This window comes from Salinispora pacifica DSM 45544 (assembly GCF_000378845.1).
Lineage (GTDB): Bacteria > Actinomycetota > Actinomycetes > Mycobacteriales > Micromonosporaceae > Micromonospora > Micromonospora pacifica.
Genome location: NZ_KB905359.1, coordinates 2498533 through 2518955, shown reverse-complemented (window position 1 = coordinate 2518955; position 20423 = coordinate 2498533). Strand labels below are relative to the sequence as shown.

The 20423-nt window shown below is 66.5% G+C and carries 14 protein-coding genes and 2 pseudogenes; 8 read left to right on the top strand and 8 right to left on the bottom strand.

The genetic code is table 11. The features are described 5' to 3' along the window. Both SALPAC3_RS25670 and SALPAC3_RS27000 read left to right on the top strand, forming a co-directional pair. Positions 1 to 1890: a DEAD/DEAH box helicase gene (locus tag SALPAC3_RS25670; protein WP_080635161.1), complete on the top strand. Its 1890-nt coding sequence runs from the start codon at positions 1 to 3 to the stop codon at positions 1888 to 1890. A gap of 106 nt (positions 1891 to 1996) precedes the next feature. Next, on the top strand, positions 1997 to 2797 hold the full coding sequence (locus tag SALPAC3_RS27000) for a protein NO VEIN domain-containing protein (RefSeq protein ID WP_157632318.1): 801 nt from the start codon (positions 1997 to 1999) through the stop codon (positions 2795 to 2797). A 421-nt stretch (positions 2798 to 3218) separates the two neighbouring features. On the opposite strand, the pseudogene SALPAC3_RS29190 reads toward SALPAC3_RS27000, so the two are convergent. Further along, positions 3219 to 3792: pseudogene (locus SALPAC3_RS29190) on the bottom strand (SAF domain-containing protein). 94 nt (positions 3793 to 3886) lie between these two features. Here SALPAC3_RS29190 and SALPAC3_RS28340 point away from each other — a divergent pair. Both SALPAC3_RS28340 and SALPAC3_RS29400 read left to right on the top strand, forming a co-directional pair. Beyond that, the gene (locus tag SALPAC3_RS28340) at positions 3887 to 4084 is read left to right on the top strand and encodes a hypothetical protein (RefSeq protein ID WP_026185464.1); all 198 of its coding nucleotides are present in this window, start codon (positions 3887 to 3889) and stop codon (positions 4082 to 4084) included. A 48-nt stretch (positions 4085 to 4132) separates the two neighbouring features. Continuing rightward, positions 4133 to 4550 (top strand): annotated as a pseudogene (locus SALPAC3_RS29400) (transposase); the annotation flags it as partial. Between the two features lie 124 nt (positions 4551 to 4674). Here the strand turns inward: SALPAC3_RS29400 and SALPAC3_RS0111300 are convergent. Next, entirely contained in the window at positions 4675 to 5889 is a 1215-nt protein-coding gene (locus tag SALPAC3_RS0111300) for an IS110 family RNA-guided transposase (protein WP_018221352.1), read from the bottom strand. A gap of 423 nt (positions 5890 to 6312) precedes the next feature. Between SALPAC3_RS0111300 and SALPAC3_RS0111295 the strand changes: the two genes are divergently transcribed. From SALPAC3_RS0111295 to SALPAC3_RS28715, 4 genes are all read left to right on the top strand, one after another. Further along, positions 6313 to 6678 (top strand): hypothetical protein, encoded by a 366-nt coding sequence (locus SALPAC3_RS0111295; RefSeq protein ID WP_018221351.1) that lies wholly within the window; start codon positions 6313 to 6315, stop codon positions 6676 to 6678. 319 nt (positions 6679 to 6997) lie between these two features. Then, complete coding sequence (locus tag SALPAC3_RS26985) at positions 6998 to 7630, top strand: response regulator transcription factor (RefSeq protein ID WP_080635158.1); 633 nt, start codon at positions 6998 to 7000, stop codon at positions 7628 to 7630. 288 nt (positions 7631 to 7918) lie between these two features. Continuing rightward, entirely contained in the window at positions 7919 to 8470 is a 552-nt protein-coding gene (locus tag SALPAC3_RS29395) for a helix-turn-helix domain-containing protein (RefSeq protein WP_198290348.1), read from the top strand. Between the two features lie 8 nt (positions 8471 to 8478). Beyond that, positions 8479 to 8883 carry a transposase gene (locus tag SALPAC3_RS28715; protein WP_408640401.1) on the top strand — a complete coding sequence of 135 codons (405 nt, stop codon included), beginning with the start codon at positions 8479 to 8481 and terminating at the stop codon, positions 8881 to 8883. A gap of 53 nt (positions 8884 to 8936) precedes the next feature. Here the strand turns inward: SALPAC3_RS28715 and SALPAC3_RS0111280 are convergent, their stop codons facing one another. From SALPAC3_RS0111280 to SALPAC3_RS0111255, 6 genes are all read right to left on the bottom strand, one after another. After that, on the bottom strand, positions 8937 to 10454 hold the full coding sequence (locus SALPAC3_RS0111280) for an MFS transporter (protein ID WP_018221350.1): 1518 nt from the start codon (positions 10452 to 10454) through the stop codon (positions 8937 to 8939). Positions 10455 to 10555: 101 nt separating this feature from the next. Beyond that, positions 10556 to 10651: a class III lanthipeptide gene (locus tag SALPAC3_RS27735; RefSeq protein WP_018221349.1), complete on the bottom strand. Its 96-nt coding sequence runs from the start codon at positions 10649 to 10651 to the stop codon at positions 10556 to 10558. A gap of 56 nt (positions 10652 to 10707) precedes the next feature. Next, positions 10708 to 13392 (bottom strand): class III lanthionine synthetase LanKC, encoded by a 2685-nt coding sequence (gene lanKC, locus SALPAC3_RS0111270; RefSeq protein WP_018221348.1) that lies wholly within the window; start codon positions 13390 to 13392, stop codon positions 10708 to 10710. Then, positions 13389 to 14024: a flavoprotein gene (locus SALPAC3_RS0111265; protein WP_232430493.1), complete on the bottom strand. Its 636-nt coding sequence runs from the start codon at positions 14022 to 14024 to the stop codon at positions 13389 to 13391. Before SALPAC3_RS0111265 ends, lanKC begins: the two co-directional genes overlap by 4 nt. After that, entirely contained in the window at positions 14011 to 14655 is a 645-nt protein-coding gene (locus SALPAC3_RS0111260) for a GNAT family N-acetyltransferase (protein WP_018221346.1), read from the bottom strand. The genes SALPAC3_RS0111265 and SALPAC3_RS0111260 overlap by 14 nt, the downstream gene beginning before the upstream one ends. After that, on the bottom strand, positions 14652 to 20156 hold the full coding sequence (locus tag SALPAC3_RS0111255) for a type I polyketide synthase (protein WP_018221345.1): 5505 nt from the start codon (positions 20154 to 20156) through the stop codon (positions 14652 to 14654). Before SALPAC3_RS0111255 ends, SALPAC3_RS0111260 begins: the two co-directional genes overlap by 4 nt. Between the last annotated feature and the right edge of the window lie 267 nt (positions 20157 to 20423).

Here is a 20423-nt window from a genome sequence, read left to right as displayed (position 1 = left end):
ATGATCGTCGCCGAGTTGTATAAGCGGGGCCGCCCGCTCGTCGTAGCCTCCCGTAAGGAGCCAGCTGCCGCTGGCGCATGGGCACGCCTTCAAGCCGCTATGGCCCGCGGTATTGTTGGCGGCACGGCAAACCGGATCGATATTCGTGTAGATGTTTTCCTTGCAGAGTTGCCAGCATTGCGCGAGGTTCGAACGATCTTTCAGGAGCAGATCAGGCTCGGTGCGACTCTACAAGAGCAGATTCGGTCACTGATTGAGGATCAAAAGCGCCGTGAGGACGCCACCTCGGGTGTCTTGCCTCCGACCATCGAGGCATTGGCACAAGATCTGTTGGCTGCGGGGTTCCGGCGCGAGCTACGTAGCTTTCAACTGGAGAACTTGGCGCTAATACGGCAGCTACCCCACGGAGCCGACTTCTCCGTCCCCGGAGCGGGAAAGACGACAGTCGCCCTAGCCAACCATACTTTGGCGCGATCTCAGAGCGGGGTCAAACAGTTGTTGGTGATCGCGCCCCTCGCGGCTTTTGAGGCATGGCGCGAGGATGCAGCGGCCTGCTTCGAATACCCACCGAGCATCACCATCCATGGGTCCACATCGTCGATAGACGATGATGCGGATTTGATGCTTACGAACTATAACAGGGTCGCATCCGACTACGACCGCATCCGCGAGTACGTAGGCCGTCGGCCGACGCACGTCATTCTCGATGAGGCCCATCGGGTCAAACGTGGGGAGCTCGGCGTGCATGGCCGGGCGGTGCTGGACTTAGCGTACGCCGCACGGCGTCGGGACGTCCTTACTGGAACCCCTGCGCCGCAAGGTGCGTTCGACCTCATTGCGCTATTGCGCTTTCTATATCCTGGGCAGGACCACAAGATCCTGCCAGCAAGCGCCTACAACGAGCGCAATGGACGCGACGACGACGTGCTGCGTGAGACCAGCTTGGCGATTCAGCGCTACTTCGTTCGGACGCCCAAGTCGCGCCTTGGCCTCCCCGGAACCTCTTTCGATGTTGTGCTGCGCCCAATGAGCCCAATCCAACAGGCCATATACGATGCCCTGTTGGGCCGCTATCGCGGCGACTTCGGGCTGGACCGGCCAGCGCGTCGCCAATTCGACCGACTTGGTCGAGTCGTCATGTACCTACTCGAAGCGGCAAGCAACCCAATGCTGCTTGTCGCCGGCTCCGACGACGCCGACGAGCGCGGGTTCATGCACCCACCACTAGCCCTCAACGGCGGGGAGCCACTGGCCGAGCTGCTCGCACGCTACCGCGACTACGAAGTGCCTTGGAAGTACCAGCACATTGAGTCGTTGGTCGAGCAAGCCCGGGAGCGAGGGGAAAAGATCATCGTCTGGTCTACATTTGTCCGCAATATCCGCTCGCTCGCCACCCACCTCAGTCACTATCGTCCAGCAATCGTCCACGGCGGCGTGCCGACGCAAGACAATGCGCCTTTCGGAGCGCTGAGCCGGGAGGCGGAGCTCGACAGGTTCCGCCACGACCCAGACTGTCACGTCCTGCTGGCAAATCCAGCAGCCTGCGGCGAGGGCATAAGCCTGCACCATTGGTGCCACCATGCTATTTACCTGGACCGGACGTTCAACGCAGGCCATTACCTGCAGAGCCAAGACCGAATCCACCGACTGGGGCTTGACCAGGACGTGCAGACGCGCTTTACGCTACTGTTAAGTATGGGCAGTGTTGACGAGACGGTGAACTCTCGATTGCGGGAAAAGATCGTCGCACTCTCCGCACTGATGAACGATCGTGGACTGGTGAGGGTTGCACTGCCCGAACCGGATGAAGGCACGCTCGATCAGCCGGCGGTGGCGGATGACATGCAGGCGGTCGTATCGCATGTCAAGGCGCGACTTAATGGTGCCTAGCCACGGGACGACATACGCGGTCTTTCTCCTATGTCACGCCGCCCGCCTGTCCCCGCGGCGCAACGTGGACGACTGGGTACGCGCTGCACGTGCCCAAGGATCGTACTTGGCCGCCGCAACGGATCTGGCAACGCCTGCACGGTGCCTACTCGCTGGCGGGCTAGCAGCACAGGCGCAATCCATCGTGCTCGCGCCAGCGCTGGCGGGCGTTTCTGGCAAGGCCGACCGGGTGACGCTCTGCAACATCGCTAGGGTCCTCCTCGTTACCGATCCACCAGCTTGGTTGCGCATCGCGGTATCGCCGAACGGTGTGGCGCGTGAATACATCCCGACGGCCGACTTACGCGCTCTGCAGTGGCTCGATCCTGAACTCGATACCCTGCTCCTCGATGTACATCGTGAAGTGAGCGAACCGCGCGACCTCGAAATGCGTAAGCGGATCGGGGACGCCGCGGAATTGGTGGTAATGGCGGCGCTTCGGACAAGCGGGCACAAGCCCACCCACGTCGCGCTGATCTCGGATGCCTTCGGTTATGACATTGAGATCTCCATCCCTCGCAAACGGCGTATCGAGGTCAAGGGGTGCGGCACCACGAGTCGTGGCAGCTTTCACTTGACTCGCAACGAATACGAAAAGTGTAAACTATACGGTGACGAGTGGGCGTTGATGCAGGTAGTTTTTGCCAGCGACGCCTTCGTAGTGCCTAAGATTAGGCCAGCCCACATCATCGGAATATTCGAAGTCCGGGCCGCGCATGTAGCATCAGCAGTACCGCCTGACACCCCTGAATTTGTTTGGGCCGATTCGGCGGTAGTCACACCAAGTTTCCAGAGGTGGCGGTGCTCCACGGAGTCTCTTGCCGAGGACTTCGAGCTGCCGGGCCTTATGCTAGCTATGTCGCCATGAGACGCGAACAGTCAGCCATGCGGCAAGCCTGTTTCTAGCTACTGGGCGACTTTTCTATCCTGGACATCGGGGCAGTTTGCTAATTCAAGCATTTCCGAATACTTCCCTTTTCCTCTTGCCGCTCTTAAGCAAGCGATCACAGCAACGCTCAGTGCGACCCGAAAGCGCAAGCGGTGGAATGGAAAACCGCAGGTAACGAGCCTGCTGAAGTTGATAGAGCAACGTCTTAGGAAACCGTTGCTCTATCCCCTGAGCTACGAGGGCGCGAGCGCCCAGTCTAGCGACCCGGGGGTTCACCTAGGGTGGCAGGGAGTGGCCCACGTTCACCCATGTCACCCCGACCCCTGTTGTTGCAGCCCAGGAGCACACGCGCCGGACATCGACGCCGCCACCACCAGCATCTCCCGCGCCTCCTCACATCTCATTGGGACGGGCCGAGTTGCACCAGCGACACGTCTCCCGGGGCCGCCGCGACCGCTTCCGCCGAATCCGCGGCGAGCAGTACCGTCACTAACTGTGTGCCCACCTGGTCCCCGCCCGCCGCCACGGACACGACCGTGGCCACCGCCCGGCGCACACCGTTGTTCTGCTGTGACGCCTGCTGTCCCCCCGCAGGCGGAGCGACCAGCACCACCACCCGCGACCCGGCGGTCAGGCTCGTCGGGGCCCGGCCCGGCTTGACCGGCACCTAGATCACCGCCTGCCCCGGTGCGGGCCACGCCGCCGGCCCGACTTGCGCCGATACCAGCAGGCTCCCCGCCGCCAGCGGCACCGCCGCCGAACGGCCGACGATCCCCCCCACGCCGCTCGGCCGGGACGAGATCCAGGCCGAACGGGTTCGCCACCCGCACCACCCGCACATCGGCGTCGGCGATGACCTGACCCGCTGGTACGTCCCGCGCTACGGCGAGGAACTGCTCGTCAACGTGCCGGCGCAGATCCACCTGCCAAAACGTCACCACCGTTGCCAGGACCAGCAGCAGCCCGGCGATCATCCGGCGACCGCTGCGCCGCCCCACCCGCCACGTACCCGCGGACACCGGCGGCAGATCCACGGCGGCAGCATCCGCCGCGCGGGGACGGTCCGTGGTGACGCTCATCGATCACTTCCGACGATCACTGCCGACGATCGCCTGGGACTCCGCCACCTGCACGGACACCGTCGAGGTCGTCGTGAGCGGGGCGAGAGTGCCGCCACTACCGGCACCAGACCAGGCGACAGACCACGTCACCGTCGCCCGCAGTCGGAACGCCGCCCCCGCCGCGGCAGCGGACGAGAAGGAGTAGGTATGCCCGCACGGCGACGACGCCCGCGGGTCCATGCCCGGCCTCCACGGCGTTCAGATCATCTGCCGCGATCGAGGCGGCAGCTATGCCGACGGCGCCCGCAAAGGGGGCACCTGACGCGATCCAGGTCGCCGACCGGTGGCACCTGCTGAAGAACCTCAGCGACACCGTCGAGAAAGTCATCCGCGGGCACCGCCGATGCCTACGCACCCACACCGAACCACCATCTGCCCTGGCCGCACCGCCCAACGAGCCCGTCGCAGCGGGACGACGGGCGGCGAACACCCGCCAACGCCACGCCGCCGTGCACGCCCTACGAGCCGAAGGACTGTCGATCAAAGCAACCGCCCGCCGCCTCGACATGAACGTCAGAACCGCCCGCAAGTACGCCCACGCCGCCACCGCCGAGGCGTTGATCGGCCCGAACTCCAGCAGCCGACCCAGCGTCCTCGCCCCATTCCACTCTCGTTCTGTGGGGAAGCGGGTTTTGCAGGTGGGGCACGCGTCGATCAGCCTGGTCAGGAGGGCTTGCAGTTCACGGAGTATGGCGTAGAGGGTCAGGCCGGCGGGGGGTGTCCCTATGGGTTTGGTCAAGTGGGGATGGGGCTTGTTGGTCGTGGTTGGTAGGGGATCTTGTCGTGGAGCATGGCGAACAGGACGTCGCAGCGGCGTCGGGCGAGGTAGATGAGGGCGGCGTTGTGGCGTTTGCCTTCGGCGCGTTTGCGGTCGTAGTAGGCGCGGCTGACGGGGTCGGCCAGGGATGCGAACGCGGCGAGGAAGAGCGCGCGTTTGAGGTGTTTGTTGCCGCCTCGGGGTGGGTGTTCGCCGCGGATGCTGCTGCCGGAGCGTCGGGTGACGGGGGCGAGGCCGGCGTAGGCGGCGAGGTGGCCAGGGGTGGCGAAGGCGGTGCCGTCGCCGACTTCGAGCAGGATCCGGGCGGCGGTCCTGACACCGATGCCGGGCATCGAGGTCAGGACCGGGGCAAGAGGGTGTGCATCAAGCATCCCCTCGACCTGTGTGGCGACCTGGTCGCGCTGGCGTAGGACGTCGCGGAGGCTGTCGGCGAGACGAGGCAGGATCGTCTCCGCGGCCTGGGTGCCGGGAACGGTGACGCTCTGTTCGTCGAGGGCGGTCATGATCTGGGCGACGAGCCGTTGACCCATGCGGGGCGCGTGGGCGACGGCGATGGACAGCAGTTTGCGGCGGCCGGCCTTGCGTAGACCGGCCGGTCCACCGCAGCGCGACAGCAGCTCCAACACGGCCTTGTGGTGCACTTTCGGGCCGAGGACCCGTTCCAGCGCAGGGTGAATCTGTGTCAGCAGACCCCGGATCCGGTTGGACACCCGGGTGGCCTCGCCAGCGAGGTCGTCGTCGAAGCCGACCAGGACCTCCAACTCGGCGAGGGCCTCGTCGCCGGTGTCGACCCGCCGCAGGGTGTGGGGCAGAGTGCGGGCCGCGTCAGCGATGACGTAGGCGTCGCGGGCGTCGGTCTTCGCGCTACCGGGGTGCAGGTCAGCGATGCGTCGCATGGCCAGGCCGGACAGGTAGGCCACCTGATGACCGCACGCCCGGGCGACCGCGACCGGCAGGGCGCCGATCGAGGCGGGCTGGTCAACCACGACCAGCACCCGACCGTGGCGGGCCAGCTTGTCAAACAGCTGCCGCAGCCGGGCCTCGGTGTTCGGCAACGCCGCGTCATGCAGCCGTCTGCCCTCCGGGGCCAACCCGACCGCGTGATGATCACCCTTACCGACGTCCAAGCCCAGGTAGACGCCGTATCCGTCGTGCACCGCACCCGCCTCCACGTATCGGATCGTGGCCTCGGCCGCAGTCAGGGCGTCGGACTGCCGGCAGCCACGTTACGAAGAGACCTACCCCAACACGGGTGGCCGTGTCCCTATCAGCGGTCCACCGACGCCACCCGACCCGGCGACAACACCCCCGAATCATCCAAACGACAGGGGCAGAAAGTCATACCGGGCCGGGCAACCGAGGGTCCCCGGCCGGGGACGATCAACAAGGTAACGGGGCTTTCCCAGAACGCAATAGCCCTGACTGGGGCGGTTGCACCATGGCGACCGCTCACGGCGCCCGGTTTGACGGTTGTATCGCGCTCAGGGTGCTAGGGGTGGTCTGTAGCATTTCGTGCCGTCGGGAAAACGCACAATGAAGATCACCGCTACAATGCAGCTCGGCCAAGATTGCCGCGCGAGACGGGGAGCACTCCGGTGATCATCGACCTGCAGATCGACCGACTGTCGGCTACCTTCGACATCATTTCAATGCAGGACGTCGTAGCGGATCGGAGCGGTGCGAATCACCTACAGCTCGGAGTAACGACAGGCGATACCCCTGTGGTTGCCCGCTACTTTGCGTACTGGGACTTTAGCGCTCTGTGCGGCAAGGTGACCACCAAGGCAACGGCGTACTTCTACAACCTATACTCCAAGACCTGCGCCGCCAGGCCCTGGGATATCTGGACGACCAACCCGGCCTCGGCGCAGATTCGCTGGTCGAATCAGCTGGGATGGCTGCATCAGGAGCAACACCGACACAGGAGGCCGTGTGCGGCACTGCTATGGCATCTCCTGTGATGATTCTAGGTATCGATTTACGCGGCGCCCTTTTGGTTAGCCAACAACAGGACCAGGACCATCGGGGTGCATTTGGCATTCGGGCCAGCAGTGAGGTGGGACAAGTGCAGCGGAAGGAGTTCCGGCCCCGCAAGGCGGTCAACAATGCACAGGCGCCCTACGCCGAGATCGCAATACAGGTGATCCTGTCACACTCACAACATTCGAGTGGATGATTGTTCGATGCCTAGGTCCTCTGGGGGGTTACGCCCGGGCGGTCGTGTACGGAGGGGTTGACTTTTCGTCATCAGTGGTTAATGGCGACTATAACGGGGGATAAATGAAGGTTGCGATAGCGTTGGTGGATGATGGGTCGGTCGCTTTTCGTGGTGTGACCGAGGTGCTATTGGAGATTTATGGTAACGAATTCTTGGGGAGCTTTGCCTCATTGGCAAGCGCCCTGAAAACGGCTCCACCGGATGGGCATGTAGTGATCATCGCAGATCCATTCACGGCCAGTGCGGTGCCATTCGATGACTTGTCCGAGCGGATGTCGCTATTGGTGATGACTGGGTCGCTGCGTTCCGCAAATGTGCGGTTCGCGGTTCGCGGTGGCGCGCGGGGATACATCGGGAAAGCCGCCTGCGTACCCAGACTTCGTGCGGCAATCGCTGCGGTTGCTGCAGGCGATCTGTACTTCGGGGGCGACATCGGAGACGCTCTCCTGTGGGATCTAGACGGAAAGTCGACTACATCGGCGAATGCGCCGCATCTGCTTACGCCTCGTGAGCGTGACGTACTCGGACTGGTGGCTCAGGGGCTGACCCACAAACAGATCGGCACAAGGTTGGGTTTGTCAAAGGCGACGGTGGACACCTATATACACCGGGTGCGGCAGAAAGTCGGGATAGCTAACAAAGCGGGTTTGACTCGCGTGGCCATCTCGCTGGGACTGTTGCCCGACTCTATGTGAACGAACTGCAGACCTCGAATGGCCGGGTTCATCCATTGTGTGTCGGTGTGTCGGCATGATCTTTGCTGGTGATCGTTGTAGGTCGGGGTGATGAGGTGCCCGATGGAGGTGGGTTCGCGTGGGGGCGGGCGAAGCGTGAGGCGGTGTGGTGGCAGGCGGCCGGTGGTTCGCCGAGGATGTGTCGGTGTCGGAGATCGCCCCGCCGGCTTGGGTGTCGCAGACCGCCGTATACGGGTGGCGGGCCGGTGGTGAGCAGGCCCTCGCCTCGAAGGGGCCGGGCGTGTCTCGGTGTCGCCAGGATCTCGGTGTCGCCAGGATGAGGCCCAGCTGTGGCGGCTGGCCGACGCCCTGGAACAGGGCCCGGCGCCGCACGGGTTCGGTAGTGATCAGCGGTGGACTTTGGCGCGGCTGTCGGAGTTGATCGCTCGGATGTTCCGCACCCGGTACACGCTGCGTGGTATGGCGAACATCATGTATCGGTTGAGTTGGTCGGTGCAGGTTCCTGCACATCGTGCGGTCGAACGAGACGAGGCCGCGATCACCCGCCCATCTGGCAGTACTGGCACGTCCCGGCGTTGTCAGGGCTGCTCCCACCCTCCCCGGCACCACCCGGATCAGGCTGCCCCCAGCTACATCAACCCGCTGCGACAGCCGAAGGTGGTGGTCTCTCACCTCCACTCGAACCAACGGCACCTCACGGCGCAAACCGAATGTGAGACAGAGCCGAAAGTCAGGCAGGTTCATGTGTCCTGGGACGACGCGGACACCCCTGTGGTCCCGGTCCCGGTTTCGAGCAAGGGCTCCGGCCGCGTGTCGATCGCCGGGCTGACCTGTTACTAGCCCGGCCAGTGGTCCCGGTTCATCTACCGCGCGATCACCCATCGCGGCCGCAGGAGCAAACAGCGCAGCTTCAGCGAACGCGACTACGTCGCCTGCTGGATGCCCCCCAGCAACTCGGCGGCCCGATCGTGCTGATCTGGGACAACCTGAATACCCACATCAGCGCCGCCATCCGGCAGATGATCGATGCTCGGGACTGGCTGACCGTGATCGGGTTGCCGGCCTACGCCCCGGACCTGAACCCCACCGAGGCAGTGTGGTCCCACCTCAAACGCAGCGTCGGCAACCTCGCCGTGACCGGCGTCGACCATTTCCTCACGATCATCCGCACCGCCACAAGAGCATCCCGTACCGCACCGACTCGACGGGTTCCTCACTCACACCGGCCTGACCCTCAAACCCGACACAACTGACCATTCAACGTCTGTACTGCCGCCTACATCCTCGCCGGCATCGGTAGGCGCCCTCACACCGGCTGTGACTCACGCCCGCGCCGGCGGTGCCGGACCAGGCGGGTCCAGGTCCAGATCGAGTCGACCAAAAAGATGATCAGCCAGATCCTGCTGGCGCCCAGCTGCCACGGCGCGTCGCCAAGGTCGCCGTTGAGGGCTTCCTGCAGGGTGTACTGGCCGCTCGCGACCGCGGCGAGCCAGGAGTGGCCGAGCGCCGCGAAGGCCACCTGCCCGGCGATGAACACGGCCGCGCGGACGGTCCAGCGACGCCGCAGCTCGACCGGCGAGCGGCGGCGCTGCGGTGGCGGCGCCGGTGGCACGGTCTCCGCCGCCGGCGTCGCCACCAGGTCCGCAGCACCCAACGGCTGGGGTGGTGGCCGGTCCGGTAGACCGACGCGGCGCAGTGCGGCTGGGACGAGCGCCGCTCCCGCCACGAGCACGACGGCCGCGCCGACGCAGGCCCCGCGCCAGCCGCCGCTCTGGTAGAGCGCGCCGGCACTCAGCGGGCCGAGGACCGCGCCGAGCAGGGTCGCGCTCTGGTAGATGCCCATGCCGCGCCCGAGGCTGCCGTCGGAGGCCTCCGCGGCGACGGTCTGCTCCACCGGGATCGCCGCAGCCAAGCAGACGGCGGACACCGCCCACAGCGCCCCGATGACCACCGGGTTGGCCGCGAAGGCCAGCCCGACGGCGACGATGGCGCTCGCGATCAGTGAGGAGGTCAGGGTTGCCGCGCGTCCGATCCGCCGTACGACTGCGTACAGACGCAATGGCAGCGTGGTGAGGATGACGAAGCCGGGCAGGAACACCAGGCTTATCTGGCCGACGGTGAGACCAAAACCCCGCTGTAAATGCAACAAGAGCAGCAGAGATACTCCGAACTCGACGGTGGCGGTGACCGCCACCACCACGAGTAATGGGCGTAGCCGGCGGGCGACCTGACGCAGGTCGGCCTGCGCGCGCGACTGCCCGCCAGCCGGTGTCGAGCTGGACAGGAGCAGCACCGCGGCGAGCAGGCAGGCAACCCCGGCGGTGGCGAAGACCAGCTGGTACCGGTCGTTGTCGAGGAGTGTCAGCGCGATGAGGAAGCCGATCCAGATGCCGGTTCCCTCGGCGGACAACAGCCGGCTGTAGATCGCCGCGTCGTCGCGCAGATGCTCACCAACGCGCGCCCGCAGCGCCACCCAGAACAGCGCCCCACCGATTCCGCCGCAGACAGCAGCGCCGAACGCCAGACCAAGGTCGTTGGCGAGCGCATATCCAAACAGCGATAGTCCGAACAGCACAGCCCCGGCCGCGGCCACCCGCGCCCGGTCGAAGCGATCGGCCAGGACCCCGGCGACCGGCCGACACAGCAGGGACAACAGCGCCTCGGTCGCGGCCAGCGCGCCGATCTGACCGGCCGTCGCGCCGATCGCCGCACCGGCCCACAGCGGCAAAAGGAAGTCCAGGACCTCGGCCGGCCCCCGCGCCAATGCCGCCGCAGCCAGCACCCAGAGACCGCGACGGTGGTCCGCGGCCTGGGTCGGGATCATGGAAGCTTCCTATCATGGTAGAGATAACTGCAACAAGTCCCGGCATCGGTACCGAGGGTAGTGGGCGGTGGGGGCACGCCCCACCGCCCGACCCGTACAGATCAGCAGTTCCAGCTCGCGGCGCTCTGGGCCATCTCTGCGGCCTCGTCCACCTCGACCTCGAGCCCCTGCAGCTCCAGAACAGTCGACAGATCCATTACACACCTCCCTTCCGTTGGCGTCGTCGGTCCGCGCGACGGTCGTCGGCGGCGACTCAGACAAGGTCCTCTGTCGGCGATGAGAACCTCGACGGCTTTGGTGGGACTGGCCCTTTACCTCGGCCGCACCAGCCGCGGCGGCGACTCAGGAACGGCAGGAACGATGACTCTTCGGCGGTCACCGCGTGCAGCGCCAGCAGGACGCCGGCAGATCCGGTCGCGACATCGGTGGACAGGCGCAGCGAGTGATTGCCCGGGTAGGCCAGTTCGCCGTGGTACGACACGGAGTGCAGTGCGAGGCGGTGGATGTGCCGGGCCAGGACATGCCGGTAGTCGGTGCTCAGCCGGGCGCCGGCCCGAGTGAGCGCGGCGATGAGCCCCGAGCGTCCGTGGAACAGGGTCGGTTGGACGACGACCTCGCTGGCGCAGGCGCGCAGCAGCCCGGGCAACGCGGTGCGCAGCCGGTCGTCCTCGCGGTGGTCCAGTAGCTCATCGATGCCGATAGCCAGACCCGCGCTGCCACCGTCGAGGTAGCACAACGTTCGGACCCCGACTTCCCCGACCTGCAGGCTGCCATTGCGTGTGGTGACGCAGCCGTCGAGATCGAGGGTAAGCGCCTGCACGGCATGATCGAGATAGTTCGGCTCGCCGGTCGTCTGGTGGGCGCGGATGAACAGCAGAGCGGCACCGGTCCAGCCGTGCAGCAGCCCGACTCCGTCCGGCCGTTGGACGCTTCTGGCCGGGTCCGCCCGAGCCGCTGCGGCCTGTGACAGCCGTGCCGCCAGCCGTGCCGCGATTCGTAACCCGGCGTCGCGATGGGCGGTGTCGCCGGTGCGCTCGGCGAAGCGCAAAAGGTTCATACCCGAGCCCGCTAGACCTGAGTAGAGGCCGACTGCGGTGACGGCGGCATCTACGCTGGTCGCGCGGGCCAGCAACGTTTCCGCCTGCTCTGGCAGGTCGAAGAAGTCGGCCAGATAGGCAAGACCGTGCAAGCCGTCGAAGAAGCCACCGCGGTCGGGCACCTGCCACACGGCCTCGGCGAACCACCGCTCGTGATCCGGATACCGACCCTGGCCGCTGGTGGCCAGGGCCCAGAGCACCCCACCTGCGCCGTGGGCGAACCCGACGCCGCCGCTACCGACGAACTGCGCCACATCGCCCGGGAAGAGCCGGTCGGTCCGCTCCGGATCGGCAGTGGACAGAATGGCCCGCACCATCGACTGGACCGCGCTAGCCGAGCCCGGGCCCTCGCTATCACGCCAGACGGGCGACCCGAGCGACTCCGGTGCCCGACGCCGGACGACGGGCGACTCCGGCTCGGCGGTCTGCTTTCGCGCGATCAACCAGTGGTCGATGGACTCCCGTAACTCCGTGGGCAGCGCAAACCGCTCGATCACGAAGTCCAGATACTCTCCTGCCCGGTCTGGCACGAGTTGCAGCATCCGGTTGAGCGGCAGGAACAGCCATAGTCCGAGGGCAGCCAGGGCGTGACGGTCCCGATCAAATCCTCGTACCTCGTCGGGTGCGGCGAATCCTGCAGCGCGCAGCGCCGGCCCTCCGACATCGGCTGCCTCATGGGCCACCTCAAAGTCGACCAGGTATGGCTCCTGGGAGTCGGTGACCATGATGTTGGCGGGATGTAGGTCATCGAATACGACGCCGCGCGCGTGCATGTGGGCGACGAGGGTACTGATGCGGTCGTACATCGCGAGTGCCTCGCGGGTGTACGCCTCAAGCTGGTGCTGCTCCGGCTCCTCCCAGACGACGTACGGATAGCGGCTGCCCTGCCACTGGTAGAGCGTTGGGCCGGCGATGTACTCCTCGGCGAGGAACTCGTGGTCGCCTGCGGTGAAGTAGTCGTGCAGCGCGGGGACCCCGGCGATGCCGCGCAGCCGGTCGAGCGCCCACCGCTCGCGGCGCAGGCGCGTCACGGCATGCTGTCCGAACGCGTCGACTCCAGCCAGCGGTCGGGCCTCCTTGAGGACCAACTCGTGCCCGTCGCGGTGTCGTCCGAGATAGACACCGCCTCCGTTGGAAAAGTGCAGTGCCTTCACCACCTGGTACGGCAACCGGCCGGCGCTGGCGACACGGCGGGCGGCCAATTGCTCCTCCAGGAACGCTGGGAGCGTCACCCAGGCAGGGGTGGTGAAAGTCGGCCGGCGGCGGTCGCTGACCAGTGTGCCGTCGGGGTCGGCGATCGCCGGTTCGAGCCGCCCGTTTCCGGCCACCCGGAAGCGCTCCACGAATCCGCCGTAGCGGACGTACAGGGGACCCTCACGCCATCGGAGATCGCTGAGAATGTACGGTGACGCCACCCCGCTGACGAGTTTGTCGAGTTCGTTCAGGATTTGGCGCAGATGCTCGACGTCCTCCGGGTACAGGGTCATGAGCTTGCCGCTGCTCGGTCGAGGTGCGTACTTGGCGCTGAGCGCCCGTAGGACGTTGCGGTTACGGAGGAACTTGAAAGCGACCCGATTCTGCTGGCAGTAGTCCCAGACCGTGGCGGTGAGTTGCTCGGCGTCGGCGACCGTGCTGGCAACATGAATTTTCCAGCCCTGATCGGGGAGCAGGCATCCGTTCGGGCGCAGCACGATCCAGGGGTCACGTTCGCTGCGGGTCCAACCCGATGGTGTCGACCGCGTGCTGACGGCGAACGCCTCACGGTCGTCGTCCCAGCGCCCAGGCGACTCGAAAAAGACCGGGTCAGCAAAGAGGTAGTACTGCTGCCCACCGAAGCTCATCCGGCTACCTCGCTCTCGGTGGTGGGTGCCACGTGAAGGGATTCCATCCGGGCGAGCAGCGTCCACAACGGCGTTGCGACTCCGTCACCGGAGCGTCCCGTCGTGGCACTGCGGCCGACCCTCGTCGGCGCGACGGTGATGTTCGGCCGGGCATCGAGACTCGTTACGTGTCGCTGGTACACCGGATTGGTCAACATGCCCGGCGGCACCGATGGGGCGACCCCGATCACCGCCTCGGTGCACTGGAGCGCGAGCATGACCGGCGTGTCGGCCAGCCCGAGGGCGAGTCGTGCGAGGAAGTGCGCGCTGGCCGGGTACACGGCGACCGCTTGCGCCCACTCCGCCAGCACGACGTGTGTCGCCTGCGGGTCGGCTGTGTCCGGCCACTCGTCCCGGACTACCGGCCGGCCGCTGAGCAATCCCAACGTCTGCGCCGTCACGAACCGTTCGCCGCTGCGGGTCACTGCCACCTTCAATTCGAGGTCCGGATAGCTGCTGCGAAGCCAGTTGATCCAGAACGCGCTGAAGCCCGCGCTGGCCGCGCCGGTGATGACCAGCAGCAGCCGGTCGACCGTCAGTCGCGGCGGCCGGCTTCCGCTCGCCGGGGGAGCGTCCGGTTCAGCCACAGACATCACCGTCGTCGATGGGGCGTAGGGCGACCGGATGCTTGGTGAGGTGCGCGGCGAGCAGCTCCCGCGCCTCCCGCTTTTCCTGCGCGGCGACCGCGTCGCGCGGGTAGCCGATGGTCGGCATCATCCGGTAGTACTCGTCGCGCAGTATCGAGCCGATCACCGAGTCGTGGTACTCGCCGTCGAGGTAGTAGTAATCACGGAGAACGCCTTCAACGACAATGACGCCGGAGGTGAGCAGCTGCATCATTTGCTTGTTGAACACGCCAGCCTGGATGTGCACTCGGTGGGCGTTCTTCGTGTGGAACAGGTACTCGAGCAAGACGAGCATCGAGTCCATCCCGTAGCCGCCGCCCCACAAGTCAGCGTCGCTGATCGCCACACCGACCGTGTACGACTGCGGGTGCGCCAACGTTTCCCAGTTGACCATGCCGATTGGCCGGTCGTCGTCTAGCTTGCGGATCATCAGGTACGACGAGGCGCGGCCGTCCAAGGTGGCGCGCATTTGGTCTGCGGTCATCGGGTTCTGGGTACCGGAGCTGTAACTGCTCATCAGGGATCCGGACCAGACCGCCAGCAGCCCGTAATCCTCCTCGCCGTCCAGCGCTACAAGGCGGACCAGCTCGCCCTTCATCGCTGCTCTCCTTCGTCGGTGGTGTCACGACCCTTGCCGGCCGCGGCGATGGCGTCGTCGATGGTTGCGGCGAGAGCCCGGATCGTCGCGTGTTCGAGGATGGTGATACCGGAGACGGTGATGCCAAAGTGCTCCCGCATCCGTACCGCGAGGTGAACCGCGACCAGGGAGTTGCCGCCCAGTTCGAAGAAGTCGTCGTCCATACCGATGTGACTGGCGCCGAGCATCTCCTGCCACAGGGCGAGGATCGCGGCCTCGGTGTCGTTCGCATCGGAGAGGGGGCCTACCGCGGTGGCCGAGTCGGCGCCCGCGGTGGCGCTCGCCTGATCCAGCTGCGCGGCCAGGCCGGCCATTCTCGCCAGCTTGTCCTCGACGGGCTCACGGCTGATGACCACCTGGTTGGGCGTCGTGTCGTCGAGCATCCGCCAGAGCAGGTCGATGCCTTCGTCCGGGGTGATGAGATAGTCGCCGATGCCGGTGCGCGGCGGGCCGCCCCGATCGGTGGCAGCGGGCTGCTCCCCACCGACGACCGCGTCGCGCACGGCCGCAATGTCGACGCTGCGGACAGCGAAACCGTCGATGGTGACGAGTACCCGGCCGGTGTCGTCGAGCAGTTCGACATCGTAGGTGTAGATGCCCGACGGGCTCTCCCGCATGCTGCGGTCCCGAAGGTGGCTGTAGAAGCGCGAGGGCAACGCTTCCCGGACGACCATTCGGCGGAAGCCGATCGGCAGGTAGCTGGCTCCGCCGCGGTTCACCTCGGGTAGGTAGAGGCTGAGCGCGGTGGCGCCGTCGAGGAGCGCAGGATGCAGGACGAACTCCGCGCAGTCCGCTTCGTACCTAGCCGGCAGCTGGATCGTGACCAGTTGCTCGCCCTCACCCATCCGTACCGACTCGACGTTGAGCCAGCGTGGCCCGAACTCGACCGCGCCGCTGTCCGTGCCGTTGAGATCCGGCCGCCAGGTCAGCAGGTTACAGCGGTTGTCGATCGCCGCCATGTCGCGTCGCTGCACCGTTGTCCGTGGCGCGGCTGTGATCCGGCCGCGGGCGTGCCGTTGCCAGGCGTCCAGGTCGGCGACCGGCCGGCTGACCACCTCGACGTCGAAAACCCCGGGCTGCTGCTCCCGGCCGATCACCCGCAGCTCTCGGCGGCCGTCGATTCTCAGCGGCTTGGCGAACACCAGATCGCTGATCTCGACCAGCTCGGCATCCTGCGCCGCCACGAACGCGGCGCGGATCAGCTCCGCGTACGCCGTGCCCGGTAGTACGGCTTCGCCCGCTATATGGTGTTCGGTCACAACCCAGTGGAAGTCCGGGCCGATGGTGGCGGTGAATACCAGGTCCTCGCCGTGGCCGGTGATACGCCGATCGAGCAGCGGGTGGCTGGCCGGCTGGTACTCCAGTCCCGCCTCGATGTCCCGGAACAGCTGTGGGGCGTCCTGCCTGGTGTTGCGGACCATGCCGACCTCACTCCAGCCGCACCAGTTGATCGACCGGACTCGCTGTGGGTCGCCGGCGCCGAAGTGGGCGAAGGCGTCGAGAAAGGCGTTGCCGGAGCAGTAGTCGACCATGCCGAAGTCGCCGGTCACACTGATGATCGAGGAGAAGAGCACAAAGATCTCGACCTCGGCCCCGAGTAGCCGGTGCAGCACCAGGGTCCCGTTCACCTTGGGTGCGAGAACCTGCTCTGCCTGCGCCCGGGAACGCAACGCCACCAGGCCACCGCCGGGCACCCCCGCAGCGTGGAACACACCGGCCATCGGGCCGAACCGGCGGTGGACCGACTCGACCACCGCGCGCATCGCGGACTCGTCGCAGACGTCCGCGGTGACGAGCATGACCTCACCACCGAGCTTTTCGATGTCGCGTACGCCGCGGATGCGTAGGCTCGTCGCGTCGTCGTCATCGTGGTTCGCCAGATGCTCGTCCCACTCGGCGCGGTCAGGCAGCGGTGAACGGCCGACCAGCACGACCCGGGCCCGCGCGGTGGCGGCCAGCTCCTTGGCGACGGCCAGCCCAATGCCGCCGAGACCACCAGTGATCAAGTATGCGCCGCCGGGTCGGATCCGGGGTGTGGCCGCGTCCCGCATGGGGAGCTGGACCGGCACGTACCGACGGGTCCAACGCAACCGACCGCGATGCGCGACGAAGCGGTCGGTGACTGGCGTGCGCAGCTCCACTATGAGCCCGTCGAGGTCCACGTTGTCCGGCCCGGAAAGAGGCCTGGACAGGTCGATCAGCTGAGTGCGCAGCGCCTTGTGCTCGGTCGGCACGACCATGGCCGGACCGACGAGCAACGACTTGGCTGGCTCGACTCGTTCCACCCCAGAGACGTCGAAGCAGTTGCTGGTCACGATCCGGAGGTCCATTTCTTCGTCCGGCCAACGCTCAGCCAGCACCTGCGACAGGAACAGCAGGCTGAGGAAGCCGCTCTCCTGCGCATCGGCGACGACTGCGGGGTCGATCGGTCCGGTGGCCGCCCGTCCCGCCGTCCAGCCATGAAGCATGGCGGCCGGCCGCCCGTACCGTTCACTGATCTCGTCGAGCAGGTCCACGTAGTCGGCGCGTTCACCTGGCGCGATTCGGTAGCGTCGATTGCCCACTCGGCCGAATGACCGTCCCTCAGCCACCCGTACCACCAGCACACCGGCGCTGCTGAGCCGAGCGGCCGCCTCCTCTACCGGACCCTCGCCCGGGCTGAACACGAGCCATACCTCGCCCGGGGTCCCCGGCTCCATCGGCGTCGAGTGTGGTTGGCGAAGCCAGACCGGGACGAACGTCGAGTCGGCCGGGGCCAGTGTGCCGGTGGGCCGAGACCCGTGGTCAGCTGCCCGATGCTCATCGACGGTATCCGGGTCCGGGTCGATCCAGAAGCGCTGCCGTTCGTACGGATAGGTGGGTAGAGTGGCCCGCCCGCGCTGGCTGTGATGGAGGCGCTGCCACTCGAGTGGGACGCCGCCGGTCCACAGCCGGGCGGATGCCTTCGCCAGCTGTTGCTCGTCGCCATACCCGTCGTCCATCCGGCTCAGCGAGGGCACCACCATCGCGGCGGTGTTCGACAGTTCGGCGAGCACCTGGCGTGCCAACGACGACAGGGTGTGGCGCGGGCCCACCTCGAGCAGAATCACGTCGGTGTCGGCTAGGGTGGCGCAGGCCTCGGCGAAGCGGACCGTGTCACGTAGGTGACCGGCCCAGTAGTCCGGATCGATTGCCTCCTCCGCGCTGATCCAGGTGCCGGTGCGGGTCGAAACGAAATCCCGGGTCGGAGGCTTGGGGCCGACCCGAGAGACCAGGTCGAGGATCTCCGGGACGACGGGATCCATCATCGGCGAGTGGAAGGCGTGGGATGTCCACAGCCGTTGGGTGGCAACGCCGCGTTCCGCGAACCGGTCGGCGAGCGCCTCGATTTCGTCGCGAGGCCCTGACACCACGCACGAATCGAATGTGTTCACGGCTGCCACGCCTGATGTCGCGCCGAGCTGCGGCAGCACGTCCGCCTCCGGCAGGGGCACGGCGAGCATGACACCCGGCGGCATGGCCTGCATCAGCCGGCCGCGGGCCACCACGAGTTCGACCGCCTCGGCGAGGTTGAACACCTCGGCCAGGCAGGCGGCCACGAACTCGCCCACGCTGTGCCCGATCATCGCCCTCGGCTGCACGCCGCGGCTCCGCCACAGTTGGGCCAGCGCGTACTCGACGGCGAATAGTGCGGGTTGAGTGAATCTGGTCTGCCGCAGCTTTTCGCCGTCGGCGTGCTCGCCGGCGAACACCACCTCACGTAGGTCGTCGCCGAGATGCTCGCGCGCCAGGTCGGCGCACTGGTCGAAGGCGGCCCGGAAGACCGGCTCGCGCCGGTAGATTTCCTCGGCCATGCCGACGTATTGTGCGCCCTGCCCGGGGAACATGAACACCACGGAGGGCTGGTAGCTCGCCCGAACCGGGGCGGTCTTCGTGATCGGGGCCCGCAGCTGCGCGACGGCGTCGGTCACGTCGCGGCACGTCATCGCCGACCGGTGGGCGAGCGCTGGTCGTCCCATCTGGAGGGTGTAGGACACATCAGCGAGCGAGGTCGGTGGGCCCGCTACGAGCCGGTCCGCGAGAGCCTCAGCCATGGTCGCCAGCGCACTGGGCGACCGGGCCGACAGCGGGAGGACGTGCCAGGAGTTGTCGTCCACGGAGGCGACCTGGGCCGGCGGCTGCTCGATGATGAGGTGGGCGTTGGTGCCGCCGATTCCGAACGAACTCACCGCGGCGCGCCGAGGTCCGCCCCGCTCTGGCCACGGTGCCAGCGAGGCGTTGACGTAGAAGGGGGTCCGCTCGAATGGGATGTTCGGATTCGGCTGCTCGAAGTGCAGCGAGGGCGGGATGAGGCCTGTCTCGACGGCGCGGATCGCCTTGATCAGCCCGGCGGCCCCCGAGGCCGGCCCCAGGTGTCCGATATTCGTCTTAACCGAGCCGATGGGGATGACCTGGTCGCCGGTCGCCCCGTCGAGCCGGTACGCCTCCGACAATGCCGCGACTTCGATCGGGTCACCCACGAGCGTCGCCGTCCCGTGCGCCTCGACCAAACCGATGCTGGCGGCCTCGACGCCCGCGTTCGCCAGCGTCGCGGTAATCAGACTTGTCTGGCCCTCCAGACCCGGCGCGGTGAACCCGACCCGCCTGGCGCCGTCGTTGTTCACCGCGCTGCCCAGGACGACTCCGTGGATCCGGTCTCCGTCGGCGACGGCGACGGTGTACCGCTTCAGCACCACCGCCGCGGCTCCGTGGCCGAAGTTGGTGCCCTGCGCCGCGGCGTCGAAGGCGCGCACGTGCCCGTCTCGCGAGTAGATGCTGTTCTCGGTCCACCTCCGCCCGACGTAGTACGGCAGTTCCACCGATACTCCACCGGCCAGCGCCATGTCGCACTCGCCGGCCAGCAACGATCGGATCGCGAGGTGCACCGCTACCAGAGACGTGGAACAAGCGGTCGCGACGGAGACTGCCGGCCCGGTGAGCCCCAGCGTGTACGCGACCCGGGTGGCCAGGTAGTCCATCTGGTTGCTGACCTCGATGGAGATCTCACTGGCCGCCCGCGTGGTCTGGGTGTTGCTGTAGACGTTGCTGGTGGCGTACCGGTTCGGTGAACTGCCACCGAAAACGCCAGCCCGGCCGGTGTAGCGGGTCACGTCGTATCCGGCGTGTTGAATGGCGGTATTGCAAATTTCCAGGAAGATCCGCTGTTGCGGATCGGATATCTCGGCCTCGCGCGGGCTCAGTTTGAAGTAGGCCGCGTCGAAGCCCTCCATGTCGCCCATCAGCGGCACGAGCCGCACGTAGCGTGGATCGGCGATTTGCTCCTCGGACACCCCTGCAGCGCGCAGCACCTCGTCGCTCAGTTCGGTGAGCGACTCGACGCCGTTGACAAGGTTGTTCCAGAACTCGTCGACGTCGCGAGCACCGGGGACACGGGCGGCCATGCCGATGATTGCGATGCGGTTGTCCTCGTTGCCGGCATTCACCCGCGGGACTCCTCACCAGTAGGCCACCGAGGCGGCGATCGCTGCGTTGCGCCGGGGAATGGGCGGCGACTGCCCGGAACGTGGCCCGGTTCGAACGACCGGCTGGACATCGCTGACCCGCCATGAACCTAGCTAGTCCGGAGCGCTGTGAGCATGTTCGTTTCTGATGGACCACTTTTACCGGGCGACTGACCATCGGCTTCGACCCCTTGTTCGGACGTCATGGGTTTGTGGACAAATCAGTGACGTTGGCACGCTCCGGTGTCG

Bases quoted from the DNA above. Each gene is read 5' to 3' on its own strand.
- SALPAC3_RS25670 (WP_080635161.1), top strand. From the start codon at position 1: ATGATCGTCGCCGAGTTGTATAAGCGGGGCCGCCCGCTCGTCGTAGCC.
- SALPAC3_RS26985 (WP_080635158.1), top strand. From the start codon at position 6,998: ATGAAGGTTGCGATAGCGTTGGTGGATGATGGGTCGGTCGCTTTTCGT.
- SALPAC3_RS0111280 (WP_018221350.1), bottom strand. From the start codon at position 10,454: ATGATCCCGACCCAGGCCGCGGACCACCGTCGCGGTCTCTGGGTGCTG.
- SALPAC3_RS27735 (WP_018221349.1), bottom strand. From the start codon at position 10,651: ATGGATCTGTCGACTGTTCTGGAGCTGCAGGGGCTCGAGGTCGAGGTG.
- lanKC (WP_018221348.1), bottom strand. From the start codon at position 13,392: ATGAGCTTCGGTGGGCAGCAGTACTACCTCTTTGCTGACCCGGTCTTT.
- SALPAC3_RS0111265 (WP_232430493.1), bottom strand. From the start codon at position 14,024: ATGTCTGTGGCTGAACCGGACGCTCCCCCGGCGAGCGGAAGCCGGCCG.
- SALPAC3_RS0111260 (WP_018221346.1), bottom strand. From the start codon at position 14,655: ATGAAGGGCGAGCTGGTCCGCCTTGTAGCGCTGGACGGCGAGGAGGAT.